Source organism: Phormidium sp. CCY1219 (assembly GCF_055795085.1).
The window spans coordinates 1-20,483 of record NZ_JAYFEQ010000578.1; the positions used below are offsets into that span (position 1 = coordinate 1).

Annotated in this window: 16 protein-coding genes; 8 read left to right on the top strand and 8 right to left on the bottom strand. The window is 50.7% G+C overall.

Annotated features, from left to right (window positions below; all coding sequences use genetic code 11):
- The first annotated feature begins 135 nt into the window (after positions 1-135).
- The gene (locus AC0QH1_RS16165) at positions 136-654 is read left to right on the top strand and encodes a GNAT family N-acetyltransferase (protein WP_324632239.1); all 519 of its coding nucleotides are present in this window, start codon (positions 136-138) and stop codon (positions 652-654) included.
- 118 nt (positions 655-772) lie between these two features.
- On the opposite strand, the gene yhdJ is transcribed toward AC0QH1_RS16165, so the two are convergent.
- Positions 773-1,549 carry an adenine-specific DNA-methyltransferase gene (yhdJ, locus tag AC0QH1_RS16170; protein ID WP_324632240.1) on the bottom strand — a complete coding sequence of 259 codons (777 nt, stop codon included), beginning with the start codon at positions 1,547-1,549 and terminating at the stop codon, positions 773-775.
- A gap of 57 nt (positions 1,550-1,606) precedes the next feature.
- Positions 1,607-2,929 carry a nickel pincer cofactor biosynthesis protein LarC gene (gene larC / locus AC0QH1_RS16175; protein WP_324632254.1) on the bottom strand — a complete coding sequence of 441 codons (1,323 nt, stop codon included), beginning with the start codon at positions 2,927-2,929 and terminating at the stop codon, positions 1,607-1,609.
- A gap of 94 nt (positions 2,930-3,023) precedes the next feature.
- Here larC and AC0QH1_RS16180 point away from each other — a divergent pair, with 94 nt between their 5' ends.
- The 3 genes from AC0QH1_RS16180 to AC0QH1_RS16190 all read left to right on the top strand — a co-directional run bounded on the left by AC0QH1_RS16180 (position 3,024) and on the right by AC0QH1_RS16190 (position 7,228).
- On the top strand, positions 3,024-3,659 hold the full coding sequence (locus AC0QH1_RS16180; protein WP_324632241.1) for an L-threonylcarbamoyladenylate synthase: 636 nt from the start codon (positions 3,024-3,026) through the stop codon (positions 3,657-3,659).
- Between the two features lie 827 nt (positions 3,660-4,486).
- Positions 4,487-5,623 carry a HetZ-related protein gene (locus AC0QH1_RS16185; protein ID WP_442957322.1) on the top strand — a complete coding sequence of 379 codons (1,137 nt, stop codon included), beginning with the start codon at positions 4,487-4,489 and terminating at the stop codon, positions 5,621-5,623.
- A gap of 879 nt (positions 5,624-6,502) precedes the next feature.
- Complete coding sequence (locus AC0QH1_RS16190; protein ID WP_324632243.1) at positions 6,503-7,228, top strand: PHP domain-containing protein; 726 nt, start codon at positions 6,503-6,505, stop codon at positions 7,226-7,228.
- Between the two features lie 400 nt (positions 7,229-7,628).
- On the opposite strand, the gene AC0QH1_RS16195 is transcribed toward AC0QH1_RS16190, so the two are convergent.
- Positions 7,629-8,312 (bottom strand): response regulator transcription factor, encoded by a 684-nt coding sequence (locus AC0QH1_RS16195; RefSeq protein ID WP_324632244.1) that lies wholly within the window; start codon positions 8,310-8,312, stop codon positions 7,629-7,631.
- Between the two features lie 81 nt (positions 8,313-8,393).
- Here AC0QH1_RS16195 and AC0QH1_RS16200 point away from each other — a divergent pair, with 81 nt between their 5' ends.
- Together AC0QH1_RS16200 and AC0QH1_RS16205 are read left to right on the top strand one after the other, a co-directional pair.
- A complete protein-coding gene (locus tag AC0QH1_RS16200; RefSeq protein ID WP_324632245.1) occupies positions 8,394-8,516 on the top strand; it encodes a hypothetical protein in 123 nt (40 codons plus the stop codon).
- 97 nt (positions 8,517-8,613) lie between these two features.
- Positions 8,614-10,176 (top strand): FAD-dependent oxidoreductase, encoded by a 1,563-nt coding sequence (locus AC0QH1_RS16205; protein WP_324632246.1) that lies wholly within the window; start codon positions 8,614-8,616, stop codon positions 10,174-10,176.
- 248 nt (positions 10,177-10,424) lie between these two features.
- Here AC0QH1_RS16205 and AC0QH1_RS16210 read toward each other — a convergent pair whose 3' ends face one another.
- Entirely contained in the window at positions 10,425-11,816 is a 1,392-nt protein-coding gene (locus tag AC0QH1_RS16210; protein WP_324632247.1) for a malic enzyme-like NAD(P)-binding protein, read from the bottom strand.
- A 377-nt stretch (positions 11,817-12,193) separates the two neighbouring features.
- Complete coding sequence (locus AC0QH1_RS16215; RefSeq protein ID WP_324632248.1) at positions 12,194-14,692, bottom strand: MASE1 domain-containing protein; 2,499 nt, start codon at positions 14,690-14,692, stop codon at positions 12,194-12,196.
- Positions 14,693-14,811: 119 nt separating this feature from the next.
- Between AC0QH1_RS16215 and AC0QH1_RS16220 the strand changes: the two genes are divergently transcribed.
- Positions 14,812-14,979: a hypothetical protein gene (locus AC0QH1_RS16220; RefSeq protein ID WP_324632249.1), complete on the top strand. Its 168-nt coding sequence runs from the start codon at positions 14,812-14,814 to the stop codon at positions 14,977-14,979.
- Positions 14,980-15,600: 621 nt separating this feature from the next.
- On the top strand, positions 15,601-15,801 hold the full coding sequence (locus AC0QH1_RS16225; protein WP_324632250.1) for a hypothetical protein: 201 nt from the start codon (positions 15,601-15,603) through the stop codon (positions 15,799-15,801).
- 417 nt (positions 15,802-16,218) lie between these two features.
- Here the strand turns inward: AC0QH1_RS16225 and lptC are convergent, their stop codons facing one another.
- The 3 genes from lptC to metG form a co-directional block, all read right to left on the bottom strand.
- The gene (lptC, locus tag AC0QH1_RS16230) at positions 16,219-17,373 is read right to left on the bottom strand and encodes an LPS export ABC transporter periplasmic protein LptC (RefSeq protein WP_324632251.1); all 1,155 of its coding nucleotides are present in this window, start codon (positions 17,371-17,373) and stop codon (positions 16,219-16,221) included.
- A gap of 42 nt (positions 17,374-17,415) precedes the next feature.
- Positions 17,416-18,027, bottom strand: a complete 612-nt coding sequence (locus AC0QH1_RS16235) for a LabA-like NYN domain-containing protein (RefSeq protein ID WP_324632252.1) — start codon at positions 18,025-18,027, stop codon at positions 17,416-17,418.
- A 216-nt stretch (positions 18,028-18,243) separates the two neighbouring features.
- A complete protein-coding gene (gene metG, locus AC0QH1_RS16240; RefSeq protein WP_324632253.1) occupies positions 18,244-19,875 on the bottom strand; it encodes a methionine--tRNA ligase in 1,632 nt (543 codons plus the stop codon).
- Between the last annotated feature and the right edge of the window lie 608 nt (positions 19,876-20,483).

Below are 20,483 nucleotides of genomic sequence, written 5' to 3' on the forward strand. Positions count from 1 at the left end.
AACCCAGATCTCAAAGGTCTCGGCCCAGAAGCCCGCGCCGTACCGCCTAAGCGGTCGGCGTCGGGAGTACGTCACTTAAAGGTTTGCCAGAAGATGCCATGATGTGGCAAGGAAGTATTAATTAAGTGGCGGGTTGTGGCAGTTGAGTTAATTCCAGGATACGAATTGCATCAGGGTGGCAGCAGCGATCGCGCTAGGTTGGTCCAGTTCATGCGGCGCACTTATCGCGAATTGTACCCGGACCAAGATTTGGCTCATTTAGCCGATACCGTGGAACGATATTTTTCCCCCGATTCTCCCGTATGGTGGGTTTATCCCCATAAGGATGACAGTGGGGAGAGTGACCCAGAGCATTTCTCTCCCCTTCTTCCCCATTCTCGTCCTTCGCCGGTGGGCTGTTTGTGGTTGGGAAATGCTGTAGACCAGGTAACGGGCGATCGCCACGCCCATATTTTTTTGCTCTACGTTTCTCCCCCACACCGCCGTCAAGGCATCGGTACGGCATTAGTCCACTATGCAGAAAATTGGGCGAAACAACGCGGCGATCGCCAAATGGGTCTACAAGTCTTTCTCTCTAACCCCCGCGCACTCCATCTCTATCAAAAATTAGGCTACCAAACCCACTCCCTTTGGATGCTCAAACCCCTCCAATAAATTCCCGTTCTCGTCCCTCCCTCGATCCGGGACAAGATAACAATTAGAGTGGGAAAAATTAGCCCGCTTCGGAGAAGCTCTGTACCTGTATCCCCACTCTTCTCCGGTGTGGGGCGTTTTAGTTTTTACCCCCAATTCCCAATCGCTTTAACCCGATTTTAACATATTCTTCTTCCCATTCTATACTGATTGATTTGCGGCCTAATTTTTGCGCCACCGCCGCTGTGGTAAAGCTGCCGGCAAAGATATCTAGCACTACATCCCCCGGATTGCTACTGGCTTTGATGATTCTTTCTAATAAGGCTTCCGGTTTTTGCGTGGGATGCTTTTCATATTCCGGCATTCTATACCGAACTCGGGGAAAGTACCAGACGTTTCCCGGTACTTTTTTAGAATTGTAAGGTGTGGGAATGGCTTTGCGGTAATCTATCAATTTTCGGACGGCACCGGTGCGGGCTTCTACGAGAATATCTTCCGCATTAAAGGTATAGTTGTTCCGGTCTTTGACTGCCCATAAAATCGGTTCGTATAAAGAACCAAAATACTTTTTTGCCTGCACTCCGGAACTATCGTAATGCCAGACAATTCGAGAGCGAATTGTTAGTTTATCGCGCAAGTAAAGGTCGAGATAGGGCATGTATTGAGTGGCGGACATCAGGTACAAACTGCCGTGGGGGTTGAGCTTTTCTACTGCTAGGGTGAGCCATCGGTAACACCAGGTTAAATAGGCTTCGTTAGAAGTCCATCTTGCTTTGTTTTTCTGAAATTTTTTGCCGATGTTGTAAGGTGGATCGATAAAAATTAAATCCACACTTGCCGGGGGAATGGAATCGGACAAAATGGCGATCGCATCTCCGCAGATAATTTGATGCTCTGAACTCCCAAAACTTTTCATGGGGGCGTTTGTTGACTGAGAAAATTCACCTTGTGACGATCGCCCTGAACTATCCTCTTACCCCTGAGCATTCCGATCGTACCATGCCTTTAATGCCTGCCGGTGAACTTCCCGCCAGGGAAGCTGTTGACTTTGTGCCACTGCGGCACAATCCTCGTATTCCGGTTGCACATTGATAATTTTACCCCCCTCGTCTCGGGCAACCTTCACCCGCACTTCCCCCAGTTCAGTGGACAAACACTGAATCTCTCGCTGTAAAATCGATCGCCCCTGGGTGGAAATGCGAATTCCCAGGGTGCTGGTTTCGCGAAAAATCACTGCTTCACAAGCTTTCTGCTTCTCCGGCGGGCAGATAACTGTCAGCAATATCCCACTTCGGGATTTTTTCATCCCGATCGCTTGGGTAAATACATCCAAGGCCCCCACGGCAAATAATGCCTCGCAGGTATAGGCGATCGCTTGCGGGTTCAAATCATCGATTTGCGTTTCGAGTACGGCGATCGTTTCCGATTCTCGCCAGGGTTGCGGGTTAGGGGCGGATGCTTCTCCCACCCACAGGCGGAGAATATTCGCAAGGGGAAGCGGGTGCGAACCGGCCCCATTTCCCACGCCTTGCAGGGTCATGGCGGGTGGAGGACCAAAATCGGTGGCGAGGGTCACGGCGATCGCCGCACCGGTAGGAGTAATTAATTCTTTCTCGATCCCATTACTATAAACGCTCACCTGCCGTTTTTCCAGCAGTTTCAGCACCGCCGGCACCGGCACGGGCAATCTTCCGTGTGCTGCCCATACCGTACCCCCACCGGTGGGCAAGGCAGAGCAATACAATTCCTCGATATCCAACCAATCTAACCCCAAACAAGTGCCCACAATATCCACAATGGCATCGGTGGCCCCCACTTCGTGGAAATGCACCTTTTCTGGCGCAATCCCATGCACCGCCCCTTCCGCTTCTGCCAGGGTGCGAAAAACCGCTAAACTCCAGCGCTCTGCCCGTTTTGGCAAATCGGCAGATTTTATCAGGGTCTCGATTTCTGGCAGATGGCGAGTGTGGCTATGCTCGTGGCTATGCTCGTGGCTATGCTCGTGGCTATGTTCGTAGTCATGTTTGTGGCTATGCTTGTGGCTATGATAATTCCGGGTATCGCCCACGGATTTGGCAGCTTCGCGGGCGATCGGGAGTAAATCCACATGCACTTTGGTTGCCTGTTGTCCGTTGCGATGCACCGATTCTTCGCGGAGGTGATATTCTTCTGAGATGCCCAGGAGATCGAGCCTTTCGATGAGGTACTCTAACGGAACCCCAGCACTGACAAGCGCGCCGAGGCACATATCACCAGCAATGCCAGTAGGACATTGGAAATAGGCAATCTTTTTCATCACTCAGCCGACAAAATAATAAGGTCAGGTGTTTAAAACTCAGAAGCAATTCTGAATTCTCAATTGTAAATTCTGAATAAGGAACAGACGAATTATGGCCACGTTATACGAACTGCATCCCGAGACCCCCCAGAGTCGCAGACTCGACGAAATTGTGGATGCCCTGCATCAGGGTGCGGTGATGCTGTATCCCACCGACACCGTATATGCGATCGGCTGTGACATTACCGTAAAGGGGGCAGTAGAACGGGTCAGGCAGATCAAGCGCTTATCAAACGATAAGCCGTTGACCTTTCTGTGTCCCTCCCTATCGAATATTGCCGCCTATGCGATAGTCACAGATTCAGCGTATCGCATTATCAGGCGTTTGATTCCCGGACCGTACACTTTTTTGTTGCCCGCTACTAAATTGGTGCCCAAGCTGGTGATGAATCCCAAGCGAAAAACCACCGGGATTCGGGTTCCGGATAAGCGAGTCTGTTTGGATTTGCTCGAGGCCCTGGACAATCCGATTATTTCCACTTCCGCCCACCTGCCTTCCGATGTAGAAAACGATGGCTATGTGGGGAAGGCGGAGTTGTTTGACCGGCTGGATAAATTAGTGGATTTGATTATTGACACCGGGGAAGAGGTGGGGTATAAGGTGTCCACCATTGTGGATTTAACCACCTCAGAACCGGCGATCGTGCGCCAAGGTCTTGGATCCGATGAAGTGATGAGTTTAATTTGATACATTCCCCCCAAGGGGAAATTCCGGAGGTCTTCCCCGAGGCGATCGCCAATAATTTGCGTTGAAAATAAATTTATTTTTTGCGTCAATTGGCCGCCAAAATCCTTGATTTACAAGGAATAGCGGATTTCCCCGGAATTATTTAACTTTCCCATTCACTCAAAAATAAACTGCCACCCCAAGACAATCCTGCCTCGCCTGCCAGTTCTCTGGCGGGTTTTTTTTTCGAGCCAGAAAAGTCCCGTGGGACAAGCAAAAGCGCTCAATTTCCTCGCGTTTCGGGCATGGTGGGGGTCCAGATTCACAGAAATCGGATCCGGATGCGTCATGGCAAGAAATGAAAAGGACTCTGTGATTTTATATCTGAGTTTTAAATGATACCGATGTGCCAGTTGAAGATGCGGAGTCGGAGTCAACAACCAATTTGGGGATTGTCCACTGCAAAAAACATCGCCAAAACCGCGCCACCAGGGAAAAAGCACAGACACTTCGCCACCGCGTCCCAAGGGTGAAATATGCCGATTTAAAAAGAGGGAACGTTCACTGACTAAATTCAGCAAAACCTTGGGACAGTCGAAGTGTAGAGAGCGAACGCAAGCGGGTCAAACCAAACCAAACAGCTTACCTTGCTCGTACTCGCTCAACACTCTGTGATTGTAAAAACTACGGTGCCCTGCCACAAGGATAAAACCATGAATGTTAAACTAGCCAATTCGTCCAGTTCCCGGAAAAACGATTCTCAAAAAGAAGCTCGCAAGTCCCAAGTCTGTGCCGATACCGATCGCACCCCCAACCCGGAATCAACCGAACCTACCCCCGTGTTGGGAATGGAAACCGAACAGCTCACCGAGCAAATTATCGAGGAATTCAGCCAAAAACTCAACGCCAACTCGAAAAGCACGCGATCGGTTTCCGAACGAATCGCCAACGAAGTGGAACGAATTTGCAAGAAAAGCAATCGCATCCAAAAATCCGGCCAGATTAGCTCTTGGCAGCTTACATTGGCTCGCCATCGCCTGCACAAGAGTCTGCATTACTACAAACTCGGTTCGCGTCAAGGTCGCGTGGATCTGCACTCTCAACTGAGTTCGATGGTTTACCGTCACGTGGCTCCCCTGCACTCTCGCCTGAGTTTCCAAGCTCGCTATAACTTAATCGAGGATTTCCTGCAAGGTTTTTACATCGAGGTGCTGCGCGCTTTCCGCCGCGAACATCAAGTGCCGGAAAACTACACCCCCCGCACTCAGTTGGAACTCGCCGAGTACATGGCGTTTACCGAACACTATGCCAAGCGCCGGATTAGTTTGCCGGGTCGATATAACCAACAGCTTATTGTCCTGCGGGCGCAAGGCTTTGCTAACGGTCAGCCTCCGGAAACTTTGGTGGATATCGAACAGGCGGTGGAATATCCCAAGGGGGAAGAGGCGGAAGTTCAAAGTCGCTCTTATGCGGCGCAGCAGGTGCGCGAACAAATGGTGGCGGATACGGTGGATCCTTCGGAGGCGGTGCTGCGCGATCGCGTGATTGCTGAACTGGTGCAATATCTCGAGGCGCAAGGTCAATCGGACTGCATCGACTATCTGGTTCTCAAACTCCAAGATCTGGCGGCTCCAGAAATTGACGAAATCCTCGGTCTGACTGCCCGTCAGCGCGACTATCTGCAACAACGCTTTAAGTACCATGTGGAAAAATTCGCTCGCTCTCATCAATGGAAGCTGGTCCATCAATGGTTGGGTGCGGATTTAGACCAAAATTTGGGCATGGCTCCCCAACAGTGGGAAACGTTTCTCGGCGATTTGTCTGAAGAACAACAGCAGTTATTAGAACTCAAGCGCACGGGAGCAAGCGAGCAAGAGATTTCTCAAGCAATTAAATGTACGCCAAAACAGGTGCAAAAGCGGTGGTCTACTCTTCTGGAAAAGGCATGGCAAGTTCGCAATACCGATACGAAGTCTCAAAAATAAAAAGTGCCCATTATTCCAATATTCACTGGCGATCGCGCCTCGGAAATTTACGATGAAAACCGCCAACGGTGGGGCACTGGCAGACATCCACCGCCTGCCTCCCTCCCTCTGTTCTTTGTTCGCTCTGCTTGCTTTTTTCTGCCAATTTTAATTGCTTTGCCACCACCTACAACTAAGCCCCTCGGCTTGGTTGTTTTTGTTTGCTTGGCTCTCATGCTGCGCTCTTACCCACAACCCTGGAACCCTGGGTGGAGCCTGGGTAGGGCGGAACAATTCAGATTGAAAACCTTTCTCAATTCTCTCTTCTCAATTCGCAAAAGCGATCGCTACCCTAACCATAGGTAAAAAAGCTTATGCCACAGTTACCAACCGATCTTTTGAATTTTGAATGAATCCAGTTGAAATTTTCAATACTTCATTTATATCCGTTTGATTAATTTTTATAAAAAACTTTCTCCTACTTTCCACCTCATCTCCTTCATTGCCAGAATTCCCATAATCAGGGAGTTTTATCGGGCAATCCAGGAAAAAGCCCCTAGAGAACCTCAGATTTACGATTCTCTTTTTACAATGCATTCAGCCGGATACAAGTAAAAATAGAGCTTAGGTCTGTGGGAAAAGCGATAGGCAGGAGGGAATGTTATTGTTAAAATATGTAAAGAAAAAAGCTCACAGGCCAATCATATCGAGTTGCACTCCTGTACTGGCGTTTAAGGGTTAGGTCGAAGCTTGAACAACGCAAGCTGGTTGCAAGCGATCGCCCATCGTTAAAGCACCCGGTCGATCTTTGCCGCCAGAGAAGACAAAATTGATGTCAATCCTGGCAAGTTCAGGGTGTGTGATGTCCCAATCGATCGCTCACCAATCTTAGAGGTGGTTATGACTGTCTATATCGCTCAACCTTCTGCTTCAACCAAGCGGGCCGCACAGAATCGGTCAGCCCTCGAGCATGTCTTTACGACCATCAATGCCGATAGCTGTCCGCGTTCTTACAATTTCCACATGCACACCGTCTGTTCCGATGGTAAATTGCGACCTGAAGTGCTGATGCAGCAAGCCCTCAATATCGGGCTGAAAGGGCTGGCGATTACCGATCATCATTCTGTTGATGGCTACTGCATCGCGCAACACTGGTTAAATGAATGGTGGGCAAAAAATCAAGCCAGTGATTCTCGATTGGCTCAAGCCCCCCACTTGTGGACGGGGGTAGAAATCAATGCGGGGGTACTCGACACCGAAGTTCACATCCTCGGCTATGCCTTCGATCCAGAACATCCTCGGATGAACCCCTATCTGCAAGGAGAAGTAGTCAGGGGGAAAGAGTACCAAGGATCCCAAGTAATTAATGCGATTCAACAAGCCGGAGGATTGGCGGTTTTAGCTCATCCGGCCCGTTACCGCCGGCGATCGGCGGCGGAATTAATCCCAGAAGTGGCGCGCCTCGGCATCGATGGCATCGAAGTTTATTATGCCTACACCAATCCCAATCCGTGGCGTCCCAGTCCTAAGAAAACCGAACAGGTGAAAGAATTGGGCGCAAAATATGGCTTGCTCCAGACTTGTGGCACCGATACCCACGGTTCGAGTTTGCTGCTGCGTCTCTAGTCCCCAAGGGCGGCGATCGCATCCCGAACGCTTAGTGGCAGGAAATCTGGCCAGATTTCCTTGCCTCTAACCCCCTTGCAGCATCACGATCGCCACCATAACTTCCAAACTCATTAAAATCAGCAGGGTCGCCATCAATAATATCTGCCCCAAGGGCGAAGAAATCTTCCTTTTGTTCATTAACTGAGGCATGCTTAACAACATCGGGCCAGCGATCGCGCTACAGAAAATAGGTCGCGGCGGGCCAATTGCTAATAGCTATTTGTAATCAATTTTCCCTCCTCCCTCGTTCCCAGGCAGGAGCCTGGGAACGCCTCTCCCGAGGCTCCGCCTCCCCAAACTCAGCTTAGCAAAATCATTGGCAAGCGCGATCGAGAATCAGCGACACATCCCATTTACCCTATTGAGTCAAGCCATGTTCCAGGGCGTAACGAACCAACTCGGTGCGGCTGTTGGTGCCCGTTTTGCTAAACAAACGGCTGACATATTTTTCCACATTGCGAACGCTGGTGTCCAGATTGCGGGCAATTTCTTTATTCATCAACCCTTGCGCCACCAGATCCAAAACGCTTTGTTCGCGAGGGGTCAGGTCGATTTTAATCGGTGGCGGCGTTTGAGCGATCGCCTGACGACCGGATAACATAGATTTAATTTCCCCAATCTCACGCGCCAACGACGCCAGATCCGGGGTTTCTCCTTCACCGGTAGCGGCGGCGCGACGTTCCAGCAAATTCCGCACGATCGCCACCAACTCATCGGGGTCAAAGGGTTTGGAGAGATAGGCATCGCACCCTGCCTGATAGCCTTGAATGCGATCGCCGGTCATTCCTCTTGCGGTTAAAAACACCACCGGCATCGTTTTGTAGCGAGGGTCTTCTCGCATCTGCTTGAGAAACTCATACCCATCCACTTGCGGCATCATTATATCAGTAATTACCAAATCCGGGTTTTTTTGTTGCAGCAATTCCCACCCTTCCGTGGCATTGCTGGCAACATCAACCGAAAATCCTTCATCTTCGAGATACGCTTGTACTGCTTCGCGCAATCCGGGTTCATCATCAACTAACAATAACTGTTCTGCCATTAGACCTCTCCATTTTATGTACTTTCTTTAACTTTAGCGAATTTCTGACACCCGGAGCGATCGGCCATTCCGGATCCGGCATTGGAAAACCGCTCTCATCAGGCGCGAGAAACCACAGAAGCGCAAAAGAAATGTTACTCTTGTGCAGAAACCCAGGCGATCGCGCTGCAAGTGAGTGCCGCAGCGGGAGATGAAGAGAAATAGGGGAGGTATGGGAAGCGAATATCCGAAACAGCGATCGCTCCGGATGCGCCAAACCCACCCTTGTAGAATGCTTACTATCGAGAGAACTCATTCAACTATGGCAATCCAACCAAGATATTACGATGTTATCGGATTCGGGGATGAAGTTCCCGGAGTTTTGGCAACCATTGCGGCGGCGAGAGAGTATCGCCGCCAAACCCAAAAATATCCCCGCGTCCTGCTCATGTCTACCGCCAGTCCCCACCAGGGCATTGGCGGACACTTAGTGAGAGGCGGGTTAGCTTATCTCGATCGCTCTCAAATCGATCGCCACCTGAGACACTCCCTGGGACTCGATACCTTTGGCGCACCCCCCGCCCTCTACAAAGAATTTTTAGACCGCGCCGGCGTCACCCATATCGCACTCGACCCCGAAAAAGGCGATCGCGCCTTGCGGGACATGCTGCGCGAAGCCGGCGTTGCCCTCCTGAGTGACGCAGACATTGCAGAAGTTCAAACCGAAGGGAAACTCCTGCGCGCGATCGTCACCACCGAAGGCGAAACCTATTGCGCCAAACAATTTATTGATTCTACCGTCAATGCCAAATTAGCGCAAGCTGCAGGTGCGACCAAAAAAACCGGATTTGCCACCTTTGGTTTACCCAATTCCGAACTTCCCGTCACCTTAGTATTTGAAACCAAAGGACTGAGCGTCAAACGACTCAAAGAGATAGAATTTGCCTATCTCAAACGGTTTACTAATTTAGCCGATACCGAAGCGCAGCATTTCCTCAAAACCGCTGCTGGATTTGACAAAACCCTCATCGAAACCCTCCGCAAAGATTTAGTCGATGAGCGCGGTCAATTCAAAACCATGTGGGTGGGGAAAGATTATATCGACATCCGCTCAAAAGCGCTTTCCATCGCTTACCATTCTTTCCGAGGGAAGAAACTGTCTTTGTACGACAGCGGCGCGATTTTAGACCGAGGGAATATTGCCAAATTCTCCGACGATCGCTTGTCTTGGAATGCGCTGATGATTGCCGTTACCGGGATTGAAGCCGAAAAATTGGCCGATAACGACGCCAAACCCACCGCCGAAATGCTCAAAGAAATGGCATTTGTGGAAAAATGGTTTAAGAGTCTCGGGGCAAAAGCGGTGACACCGGCATCAGAATTGTACATCAGACATGCGGGAAATGTCACCGAGGTAGTGGAACCGTTAAGTGGAGCAGAAATGCTTGCTGGTGGGGTTCCGGATGATGAAGCATTGGGAACCTTTGCCTATCATTTTGACGTGCGCGGCGGGATTCCCGGAATTGGGGAAAAAGCGCAAGCGAAGGGGTTTTTGAGTACGATGTTTAGCAAGCCAATTTTTAATATTGGCATCCGCCACGCGCAACTGAAGGAAGTACAGAATTTAGCGGTGGTGAGTCCCGCGTCTGGGTTTGAAGGATTTGCCTCGGCGGCGGGACGGATTGTAGAATTTAATGCAGGAGTGAGTCAGGGTTTGGGGATTGCGGCTACCCTGGCGCACTTGAGCGATCGCAATTTGGCGGAGATTTCCAATCGAGAAGTGCGGAATGTGTTAATGCAAACCGGACAATTGCCTCAGATTTTCGGTCAAAGTCAAGCCCCGGATTTAGCGAAGTTAAAGCAGTTTGAAACGGTGGTGGCGTAATACCATTGTTCAAATCCCGTAGGGTGCGTCACCCCCGCCAGTCAATCGTTAGGGCGAGGCGATCGCGTGGAATGCGGGGGGTGACGCACCGGCTTCATCAAGGAACCATGCAGGATTGAAACCCTGCATGGTTTTTGCACGGGGCGCGCCCGGAGGGAGACACAGGTTTTATACTTTAAGTGAGCAAGGTATCCCCGATCGCGGTTGCCTTTTTCTCGCTCGATATTATATCTCGATTTCTCACATAGCTAAACCCGGGCAATCCCTTCTTGACGGGCCGCCTGCTGGACTGCTGCGGACACTGCGGTGACGACGCGATCGTCAAACACCGAGGGAATGATATTCTCGCGATCGAGGTCTGAAGGTTTCACCAAAGCGGCGATCGCCTTTGCGGCGGACAAATACATGCTGGGGGTGATTTCCCGCGCCCGACAATCCAGTGCCCCGCGAAAAATGCCGGGGAAGGCCAACACATTGTTAATTTGGTTGGGATAATCGCTGCGCCCGGTGGCGATAACCGCCACATCATCGATGACCTCCTCCGGTTGAATTTCCGGAATGGGATTGGCCATTGCAAAGATAATCGGATCTTTGGCCATCGATCGCACCATTTCTGGCGTGAGGACTCCTGGCACGCTGACGCCGATAAACACATCCGTTCCCTGCAAGGCATCGGCCAAGGTGCCGCCTTTTTCCACGGCAAACTCGCGCTTTTGCTCGTTCAAATCCGGGCGGTCTTCAGAGACAATCCCGCGCGAGTCACACATTGTGATATATTTTGCGCCAGCGGTTTGTAACAAGCGAGCGATCGCCACCCCAGCGGCACCCGCACCATTCATCACGATCCGGATATTTTCCAGAGACTTATCCACCAGCTTCAGGGCATTGATCAGCGCCGCTAACGAGACGATCGCCGTGCCATGTTGGTCATCGTGAAACACCGGAATTTCCAACTCTTTTCGCAACCGAGCCTCGATCTCGAAACAGCGCGGCGCACTAATATCCTCTAAATTGACCCCGCCAAACACCGGGGCGATATTCTTCACCGTTTCCACGATTTCATCGGCATTTTGGGTATCCAAACAGATGGGAAACGCATCAATCTCGGCAAAGGCTTTAAAGAGCATTGCCTTGCCTTCCATCACCGGCAGCGCCCCTGCAGGGCCAAGATTACCCAATCCCAACACTGCCGAACCATCGGTCACGATCGCCACCGTGTTTTGTTTAATCGTGAAGTTATACACCTCTGCCGGATGGTTGGCAATTTCCATGCACACCCGACCCACGCCGGGAGTATATGCCATTGCCAAATCCCCTTGAGTTTTCAAGGCAATTTTATTTTCCATCGTAATTTTGCCACCGCGATGCAAGTTAAAGGTGCGATCGAAGACATTTAGCACCTTAACCTCTTGGACTGCCCGCACCGCCTGGACGATTTGCTCGGCATGTTCCGTACTTGCCGCATCCACGGTAATTTCCCGCGTGGTATAAGCGCGAGTTTGGTCGATTAAATGGATGGTGCCCAGGTTGCCCCTCACCTCGGCGATCGCCTGAGTCACCTTTGCCAGAGTCCCCGCCCGGTTGGGTAACTGTAGCCGAATCGTTAAACTATAACTTGAATTCGGGGTTAATTGAACCATTTTGCTTCTCTTCTCCTGAAGACACTGCCCGATCTAAAGCGGCAATTGCTTGCCTCTTTACTTTTCTCATAGAACATTACATCGTACCTCCCGCTTGCCTGTTTTGTTGTCAGGGAACCCAAACATTTTCCATCGATTGATTCTCGCCTGCTTCAATCTTGCAGAAGAACGATTAATCGGTATGGGCGATCGCTGAGGGAGGATTTTTCCAACTGGGCAAAACCTCTACCCTTGGCAAGGTTGCTCCTGTGAGGATGACTCCAACGTGCCTGCATGGGGAAGAGCGATCGCCATTGAGAACTCGGAATAATTAAAAAAAATTAACCCAACATCAATGCGTACGCAATTCTCAACTTTCCATGCTCCATTTTTCTCATTTACGACTCAGACACCACCTCAGACGCCGGGGATTCCTCCACCTTGCTGACCATTGCGGGCAGCCAAATTGTGAACTTAGAACCCCGATCCAACTCACTCGCCACAGAAATATCGCCCCCCATCATTTGACAGAACTTTTGGCTAATCGTGAGACCCAAACCGGTGCCGCCATACTTGCGCGTGGTGGAAGCATCCGCTTGGGTAAACGGTTGGAATACCTGCGCCAATTGTTCTGCATTCATACCGATCCCCGTATCCGTGACTTGAAAGACAATCCACTCCAAACCAGGGGAATCGGAACTCGGGGGGGAGGGGTGGAGATGGTTCGCGCAAGTCGCTTCTGTGGGCAGGGTATTTTGTCGCTTCACCGTCAGGGTAATTTGACCGCCGTGGGTAAATTTCGCCGCATTACTCAACAAGTTGAGCAGGATTTGCCGCAGCTTGGTCATGTCGGTGGACATTTGCCCGATCGCCTCTGGGCAATTCAACTCTAGGGTATTGGCATTTTTATCGATCGCCGGTTCGATGGTGGAAACCACTTCCCAAATAATCGTGCGAATCTCGAAGGCATCCACCTCCAAGCTCATCCGACCCGCTTCAATTTTCGACAGGTCCAGAATATCGCTAATCAGGGCCAACAATTGCTTACCCGCACCGTGGATTTTTTGCAAGTCGGGAATGAAATCCTCCTGACCCAGGTCTTGGGCATCCTCCTGCAAGATTTCGCTGTAGCCGATAATCGCATTGAGAGGCGTGCGGAGTTCGTGGCTCATATTGGCCAGAAAAGCGCTTTTAGCATAGTTAGCGGCTTCGGCGGCTTCTTTGGCTTTGCGAAATTCATCGGCGCGCTTGCGCTCGGTAATGTCGCCGATCATGGTCAGGATACACTGTTGGCCTTCGATTTCGATCGGTTCCATCGACAGCGACCCATCGCGGATGTCTCCCGATTTGGTGCGGAATTTGATTTCCAGGTTGCTCACGGAACCATTTTGGTTGAGGATTTCCATCGCCTCGGATCGACTCGACCCCTCGGTGAGCCACAATCCCAGTTGTGCAGACGTCTGACCGAGAACCTCTTGGCGGCTATAGCCCAGCAGACGCAGCAAACTCTCGTTCACATCCAGGAAGCGACCCTCTGTGCGGGTGGTGATGCTGATGCCGAGGGGACTGGCTTGAAAGGCTTTGGAGAAGCGTTCTTCGCTGGCACGCAAAGCGGCTTCGGCGCGGATGCGCGGGGTGATGTCTTGTACGGTGCCGGTAATCCGAGGGAGGATGATTTCGGATTGTTCGTGGACTACTCGCTCTTCCCCGTCCGATCGCTGGACTCGATATTCGAGGGAGTAAGGTTGGTGACGGGTGACGGCATCGATAAATGCATTGCGGACTGCTTTGCGATCGCTGTGGTGGACGTATTTTAAAAAGTCTTGGTGGCTGGGGGGAAACCCTTGCGGCGGTTCGCCGAGAATGCGATAGATTTCATCGGACCACAGCAGTTTTTGGCGATCGAGGTCTAAATCCCAGTTTCCCAGTTGCGCGATGCGTTGGGCATTTGCCAAACGGGCTTCTTCTTCGCGCAGTAATGTTTCTGCGATGCGCCGTCTGGCGGTGACCGAGCCTAAGATTAACGCACTCGTCGCGATCGCGGCCATAAAGATTTGCAGGGATAAAATTGCCTGAGTGGTGGTATTGGCATGTTTGAGAAACGGGCCGCTTTCGCGCGCGATGCCCCAAATCGCCATGCTGGCAACTAGGAGGTTCGCCAGTACGGTGCCTTTTTGCTCGAATCGCAGGGCTATCCACATGACTAGGGGAAAGGGCAGGTATTCGAGGGGATAGTCGGCGACATAAATGCGGGTTCTCGAACAAAAGACTAGCCAGCAAATGGCCAGCAGCAGCAGGGTGGAGATGCCAGCTTCCAGGGTGCGCGCCAGCACATACCATGTTTGAGATTGAGGGTTGATGCGCGGCAAGTTGCGCCACACCAAGATGACAGGGGTGACTAATACCACACCGATGCCGTTTTCGATCCAGGCCAAGAGCCACAAGTCACTAAAGTCGCTCCAGCTCTTGATTTGAGCTACACAGAGCATTCCGATTGCCAGGGTGGCGCTCACCAGGGTGGAAACGATGCATCCCAAAAACAACAGGCACACCACATCCCGGAGGCGTTCTAAGGCGGGATGGAATTTGACGCGATCGAGCAGGTATTTGCCTAGGTACGCTTGCAAGACGCTGGCGATCGCGACGCCAACGGATACGGCAAAGGGGATTCCGTGGGATTGAGTAAACAGGAATGCGGCGATCGCGATTCCTGGCCACACTCTTGCCCCACACAGCAGCATTCCCCCGAGTGCTATGCCGGCAGGAGGACCAAAGGGCAATATATTCAGATCCAGCCCCGGGATCGAGGTCGCTAACACTGCAGACCCAAAATAGCTAACGGCGAGGATGCCTACTGCACTCAAGTATTGCCACAATCGGCGCGGGATGAGAGTCATAACGAAACGAGCTGCTTTTCGCAATTGTCGGGATCGGGCAGAAAATTTTGGAATCGGTACTGGAAAAGCGCTGTTTCGCTGCCTGAGTGTTTGTCAGGGGACAGAGCAACGCTTTTTCAGTGAACTTCGGTCTGTACGGGTCTGTGGTCACTGAAGACAAGCGACAGGCGATCGCCTCTGTACGAGAACATGGGTTTTCCACCCCCGCGCTCACCCCGAGAACCCCCCCAGGGCCGTTGCCCTCGTTCTGCGTCAACCCTGGAGGCCGTGAAACCGCATCATCCTAAATGTGCCACTGCGATCGCTAAAACCGCAACCTTCCCAACAAAGGGGATAACCCGCTTTTCGTCAGTGACTTAAATCACTAATCCTTAATTATCTTGTCACAGATTTATCCGAAATTCAACTTTGCTCTCCCCTGATGCGGAAACGGCGCTTTCTTTACTCTTTTCCACTGCCCTCTCCAACCCCTACTCCTTCCTCTCGTGGCAGGTTCCCTCCATGATATGCTTCATCTTCGGACATAAAAATTAATTTTTAGTGATGTTTCGCTTAGGTTTTTAAAATTTTTATTAATTAATACCATTTTTCTCAGGATGTTAGAGTCTGTCGCCCCCCTATTCCCTCAAAGATGCGCGCTTATCGCTTCTCTACAATCCGGGTATCCGTGAGTCATCTCTAACTGGAATGCATGCAAAACGGTATAATATCTCTGTAGCACTCTTTTATCATATCTTGCTTTTTCGTTCAGTGACTTCGATCGCAGAGGGTTGTAATTGCGATCGCCCCTGCCCAAATTTCAAATCACTTGCATACCCGATCGATATCACTGGAGATGAGAGAAGGCGATCGCAGCGCAATCTTTAAAAAAGCTTCATATTGGTAATGTGGACATTCAACGTATTTTTATGCAATCCCAAGCTCTCATCCCCCAATTCACTCTTTCCGAGCTTTTTTTCCAGGTGTATCGCTCTGGATGTCTGACTCGGAATCAACGGCAATATCTCAAAGCGACTCTTTTACAAGATGCCCTGACTGAAGAAGAACAAAGCGCCATCGATAGAGTCATTTATGCCGTGCGTCGCGGGTGGCTCAAAATGGCTGAATAGGATATTTTTGTCCCTCAAAATTACTCCTCCCGCCAATCTTTTGACTCCCATCAGGCGTCTGAATCTCGGCGATATAATTTCCACACTTCACCACGATAGTGAATCGGTATGCTCTCTATCTTTGCCGCAATATTCCATTTTTACCCCTTGCAAAAAACAACCGCCAAGAACTCTGGTGTTATAAAATACACGCACTGTATTCTCGGGCGGTTTTTTAATTGAGATGAGGGAAAGCGGCCAGGGAAAACAAGCAACGAAAGTGTAGATAAATTAAAATTCTTTAAAGTTGGGGTTGAGAGTTAACCATCACCCATTTGCGTTTGTCCACTGCGGAATAATAACAGCAGAGCGAAGGAAAAGAGAGTTTAAACGCTGGGGGATTAAACTCTCTTGATTTATCCGGCAAAGGCGGAGTCATTATTCTGGATTTGAGCTGGGAATCACCTCAGTCACCACATTCCCGCCGCTGAACTTCACCGTTTGATTTTGGAGGACGCCAAAGGCTTTCGGACCGGATAAGGTCAAAGGTGGATCGGCTTGGCGATAAAGTACGTTGCCCTCGGCTTCAAATTCTTCGGTGGGAATCCACCAGGTGACGCGATCGGCTTTCAGATCCGAGAGCCGATCGCCCCCCTTTCCGGTGACGGTACCAGAGAGAAAGAAAATTTGCGGATCGAGTTCGAGTTTGCCGCGATCGCCACTAAAGATGAATTGCTTCTGACGATGGATCGCCGTCACCCGGGTGTCGGAGGTCACGGTTTTGCCTTGCACATCCCACACCATCGCGTCGCTATTCACGGTTAGGGGCGGATCCGAGAGGGTTAACTCGGCATTGTCTTGCAGTTGAGCGATTTGGGTCTTCAGGTTAACTTCCGCCCGATCGCCCACCGCCACATCGGTTGCGGCGCAAGCTTGCGGACTTTCGCAGGGATAGCGCTCGATGGTCACCGGGCGATCGCCGGTCACCACCTGCCGATCCATCTGCCACACCACATGCTCGCTTCGCAGTTGCAACACCGGCTCTTTCGTGGTGGCGATCGCGTTTCCGATTAGCTCCATCCGCTGTTGACGACTTTGCACCCGCGCTTCGTTGGCGGATACATCCACTTGCGAATGAGTCCCGGTGAGCGATCGGCGCACCACCAGCAAATCTGCTTCTGGCAACCACTCGAGTTCGTGACCTCGTAACACGGCATTACTTTGCATGTCTGTGGCAACAATATCCTCTTGCAGGACAATCTTCTTGCCATCATCATAGACTTGGCCGCGTTTGGCTTCGATGGAATAAACCAACTTGCCATCTTGGAACAGCTCTCCGGTGGGGGTTTCTACCTCCGTGATTTTCTGGTCATCGTTGTAGCGCGCCACCGGCGATCGCACTTTCCAGACCATTTGGCCTTTGGCATTCACCTGTTCGAGGGTGACATCATTAAACGTTAAAGTTTTATCCCATTCTTCTTCTTCCGCTTCTGGGACAGAAGGGGGGTCGCTTGGATTCATTAACCCACAACTTCCCAACCCGAAGCCCAATAAAACGACTAAAGAAAAATAGCAAAAAAAAGAGCCTTTCACCTGTTTATCAAACCCAATGGAAGTTTAGCAATCTGCTAGGTTTCAATCTTCTCCATCGTCCATCATTGCGATCCCAGATAAGGGGCGATAGGTATAGTTCGGATGGCGGGGGGTTTTTTGGATATCCTCCTTAATCATTTCCAAGTCGATATAGCGATCGGCTACATTAATCAAACTATCGCTGGTCATCGATCGCAGGCTGACCACTTCCACGCGCACGCCGCGATAGCTAACCGCATCCACAGCATAAGCCAAATCCCCATCCCCACTGACGAGTACCGCCGTGTCGTAGGAACCGACTAACGCCATCATATCCACGGCTATTTCTACATCCAAATTGGCTTTTTTCGACCCATCCGGAAGTTGCACCAAGTCTTTAGAAATGACCCGGTAACCATTGCGGCGCATCCACAGCAGAAATCCCTGCTGTTTTTCATTCGTGCGATCCACTCCCGTATAGAAAAAGGAGCGCAGCAGTCGCGATCCGGCTGTTAAACGACACAGCAGCTTGGTGTAGTCAATTTCAATTCCAAGCTGTAAAGCGGCGTAAAACAAATTGGATCCGTCAATAAAAATTGCCACGCGACCGCGATTTTCCAATACCTGTTCGGGGGTGAATATCGTGTTATTTTCAGGATGATGATGATGCAACATGGTTCTTATTCCTCAATTTTTTATCAGAAAATCGATCTTTCATTGTATCTATGATAGGGTGGGCAGGGCTGTTTTATGCAACTTGGGCAATGACAACAAACAGCCGCCCCAGCGATCGCAAGCGATCGCTTGTCCGTTCAAACGGTTTCGGTTCCTGGGGGGCGAGAGTTCCAATTACCCCCACCCCGCGAAACAAATCCCTGATTGCGATGGGAATTACACCGAAGCTTTATCTTTCTGTGAAGACGAAAGGGTTTCTGGTAATTCCAGGCGGGCAAACACCGGTTTGGGTGGGGAAAGCGGTTGCTTTGCGCTTAGCGTTCCCCAGTTTGCATGAGTTGTAAACTTCGCTGCAGTTGCGATCGCGCTTTGGTCGTTAAAATCAATCTTGTAGCCGAGTTGCTGATAAATTGCCGTGCTGATATTCGGAATCAGGGGCGAGAGCAAATACGCGGCGAGTCGCGCGGATTCCAACACCGCATAGAGCACTTCTTCTACCGCCTGCTGTTCTCCCTGTTTGTAAAGCTTCCAAGGGGCGCGATCGTCAATGTATTTGTTACAATCTCTGACCAATGCGAGAATCTCCTCGCAAGCGTGACTAAATGCCAAGCTGTCGTAAGCTCTCGCCGCGCGATCGCCCAGGGTTAAACCGCTTGCTTTTAATGGATTCTCATCGGGAATGCGATCGGCGCTGACATTCGGCACCTGACCTTCACAGTATTTTTTCGCCATTCCCAAGGTTCGATTGAGCAAATTGCCCAAATCGTTGGCCAAGTCGGCATTTAAGGTGTTGATAAACCGGGTTTCGTTAAAATCCCCATCTCGACCCAATTCAATTTCTTTCAAAAAGTAGTAGCGCACCGCATCCGACCCATAACGCTCTACTAATTGAAACGGATCGATCGTATTCCCCAGGGTTTTACTAATTTTTTGCCCATCTTTGGTTAAAAACCCATGTCCGAATACGCAATCGGGAACCGACACACCGGCTGACATTAACATCGCCGGCCAATACACCGCATGGAAGCGTAAAATATCTTTCCCAATCAAGTGGATATCGATCGGCCACCATTTGGATAAGGCATTTTCTAGGGTCGGCTCTTCATCTGGATCCACCAATGCGGTGACGTACCCCAACAGGGCGTCAAACCAAACATACAGGGTATGATTGGGATCTTGCGGTACCGGGAAACCCCAGTCCATATTCACCCGGGACACGGAGAAGTCTTGCAATCCGCGTTGCACGAAAGCAAGCACTTCATTGCGACGACTTTCGGGTTGAATGAACTCGGGCCGCTCTTGATAAAGGCGCTCCAGTTCGGGTTGGTATTTAGAAAGGCGGAAGAAATAGTTTTGCTCGTCGCGCCATTCTGCTTCGCGATTCGGATGCAGGGGACACCGGCGATCGTCGAGCAGGTCGCGTTCTTCTTTGAATTCTTCGCAGGAGACGCAGTACCACCCGGTTTGTTGCCCCAGATAGATGTCTCCGTTATCCCAGACGCGCTGGAAAAATTCCCGGACGATCGCCTCGTGTCGGGGATTGGTGGTACGGCTAAATCGGTCGTAGTTAATGTTGAGTTTTTCCCACAGGGACTCGAATCCGGCGACAATTTTATCGCAGTGTTCTTGGGGCGATCGCCCTGCTGCTTGTGCCGTGCGCTGGATTTTCTGTCCGTGTTCGTCGGTTCCGGTAATCATCAGCACCGAGAACCCCCGCAGGCGCTCAAACCTTGCCACCACATCGGCGGCAATAGTGGTGTAGGCACTGCCAATGTGAGGCAAATCGTTTACATAGTAAAGCGGTGTTGTAATAGCAAATGTGTTTTTACGCGGTTCGGTATAGCTCATGGATTCAGTTAAAAACGACCCCCATTGGTTTTCTAAAAGATCGTAACATGAGGGACTTCAAACTTCTATTCTACTGGATATTTCACCAGATTTGTACGTTCAACTGCCTTACAGTTACCCCTCAATGGCGATCGCTTTATTAAAATTTCCTAATTTTTTCGTAAAGTTTTTCAACCGGGTTGTTTAAAATTATAAACTTTTCCCCCCAGCTTTTGCCCAATCCCCTGTCAATTGCCCGTTACATCCTCCCTCGATCCTGGGCTAGGAGAAGTTCAACCCCCTTTTATTCACCGATTGAGTCTTGCTGGCGTTTTGCTGCCAGATGTGGCCACATTTTTAGCCACCCTCCTATGCGCCTCCATCCCTGCAAGGCGCTTCCCTCATCGGATTCCACCCGCGCCTCTAGGTGATAGATGCTGGCGATCGAGCGCCACAATCCCTCGGGGTGCTTTTGCCGCCGTGGCTTACTTTATAATATTCTTAAACCCATCTGTAAAGTAATGTAAAGCCGCCATTCAGAAGCCGTGAAAATCTTAGCTTCTCGGCGGGAAGCCCCGCGCTCTACCCGTGCTTGGTGAGCGTCGGGATGAGAGCCAGGGGAAATGGAG

What these genes read in the sequence shown, in the direction of transcription:
- yhdJ (WP_324632240.1), bottom strand. Translation starts at nt 1,549, where the DNA reads ATGAAAAGTTTTGGGAGTTCAGAGCATCAAATTATCTGCGGAGATGCG.
- larC (WP_324632254.1), bottom strand. Translation starts at nt 2,929, where the DNA reads ATGAAAAAGATTGCCTATTTCCAATGTCCTACTGGCATTGCTGGTGAT.
- AC0QH1_RS16180 (WP_324632241.1), top strand. Translation starts at nt 3,024, where the DNA reads ATGGCCACGTTATACGAACTGCATCCCGAGACCCCCCAGAGTCGCAGA.
- AC0QH1_RS16185 (WP_442957322.1), top strand. Translation starts at nt 4,487, where the DNA reads ATGGAAACCGAACAGCTCACCGAGCAAATTATCGAGGAATTCAGCCAA.
- AC0QH1_RS16190 (WP_324632243.1), top strand. Translation starts at nt 6,503, where the DNA reads ATGACTGTCTATATCGCTCAACCTTCTGCTTCAACCAAGCGGGCCGCA.
- AC0QH1_RS16195 (WP_324632244.1), bottom strand. Translation starts at nt 8,312, where the DNA reads ATGGCAGAACAGTTATTGTTAGTTGATGATGAACCCGGATTGCGCGAA.
- AC0QH1_RS16205 (WP_324632246.1), top strand. Translation starts at nt 8,614, where the DNA reads ATGGCAATCCAACCAAGATATTACGATGTTATCGGATTCGGGGATGAA.
- AC0QH1_RS16210 (WP_324632247.1), bottom strand. Translation starts at nt 11,816, where the DNA reads ATGGTTCAATTAACCCCGAATTCAAGTTATAGTTTAACGATTCGGCTA.
- AC0QH1_RS16215 (WP_324632248.1), bottom strand. Translation starts at nt 14,692, where the DNA reads ATGACTCTCATCCCGCGCCGATTGTGGCAATACTTGAGTGCAGTAGGC.
- AC0QH1_RS16225 (WP_324632250.1), top strand. Translation starts at nt 15,601, where the DNA reads ATGCAATCCCAAGCTCTCATCCCCCAATTCACTCTTTCCGAGCTTTTT.
- AC0QH1_RS16235 (WP_324632252.1), bottom strand. Translation starts at nt 18,027, where the DNA reads ATGTTGCATCATCATCATCCTGAAAATAACACGATATTCACCCCCGAA.
- metG (WP_324632253.1), bottom strand. Translation starts at nt 19,875, where the DNA reads ATGAGCTATACCGAACCGCGTAAAAACACATTTGCTATTACAACACCG.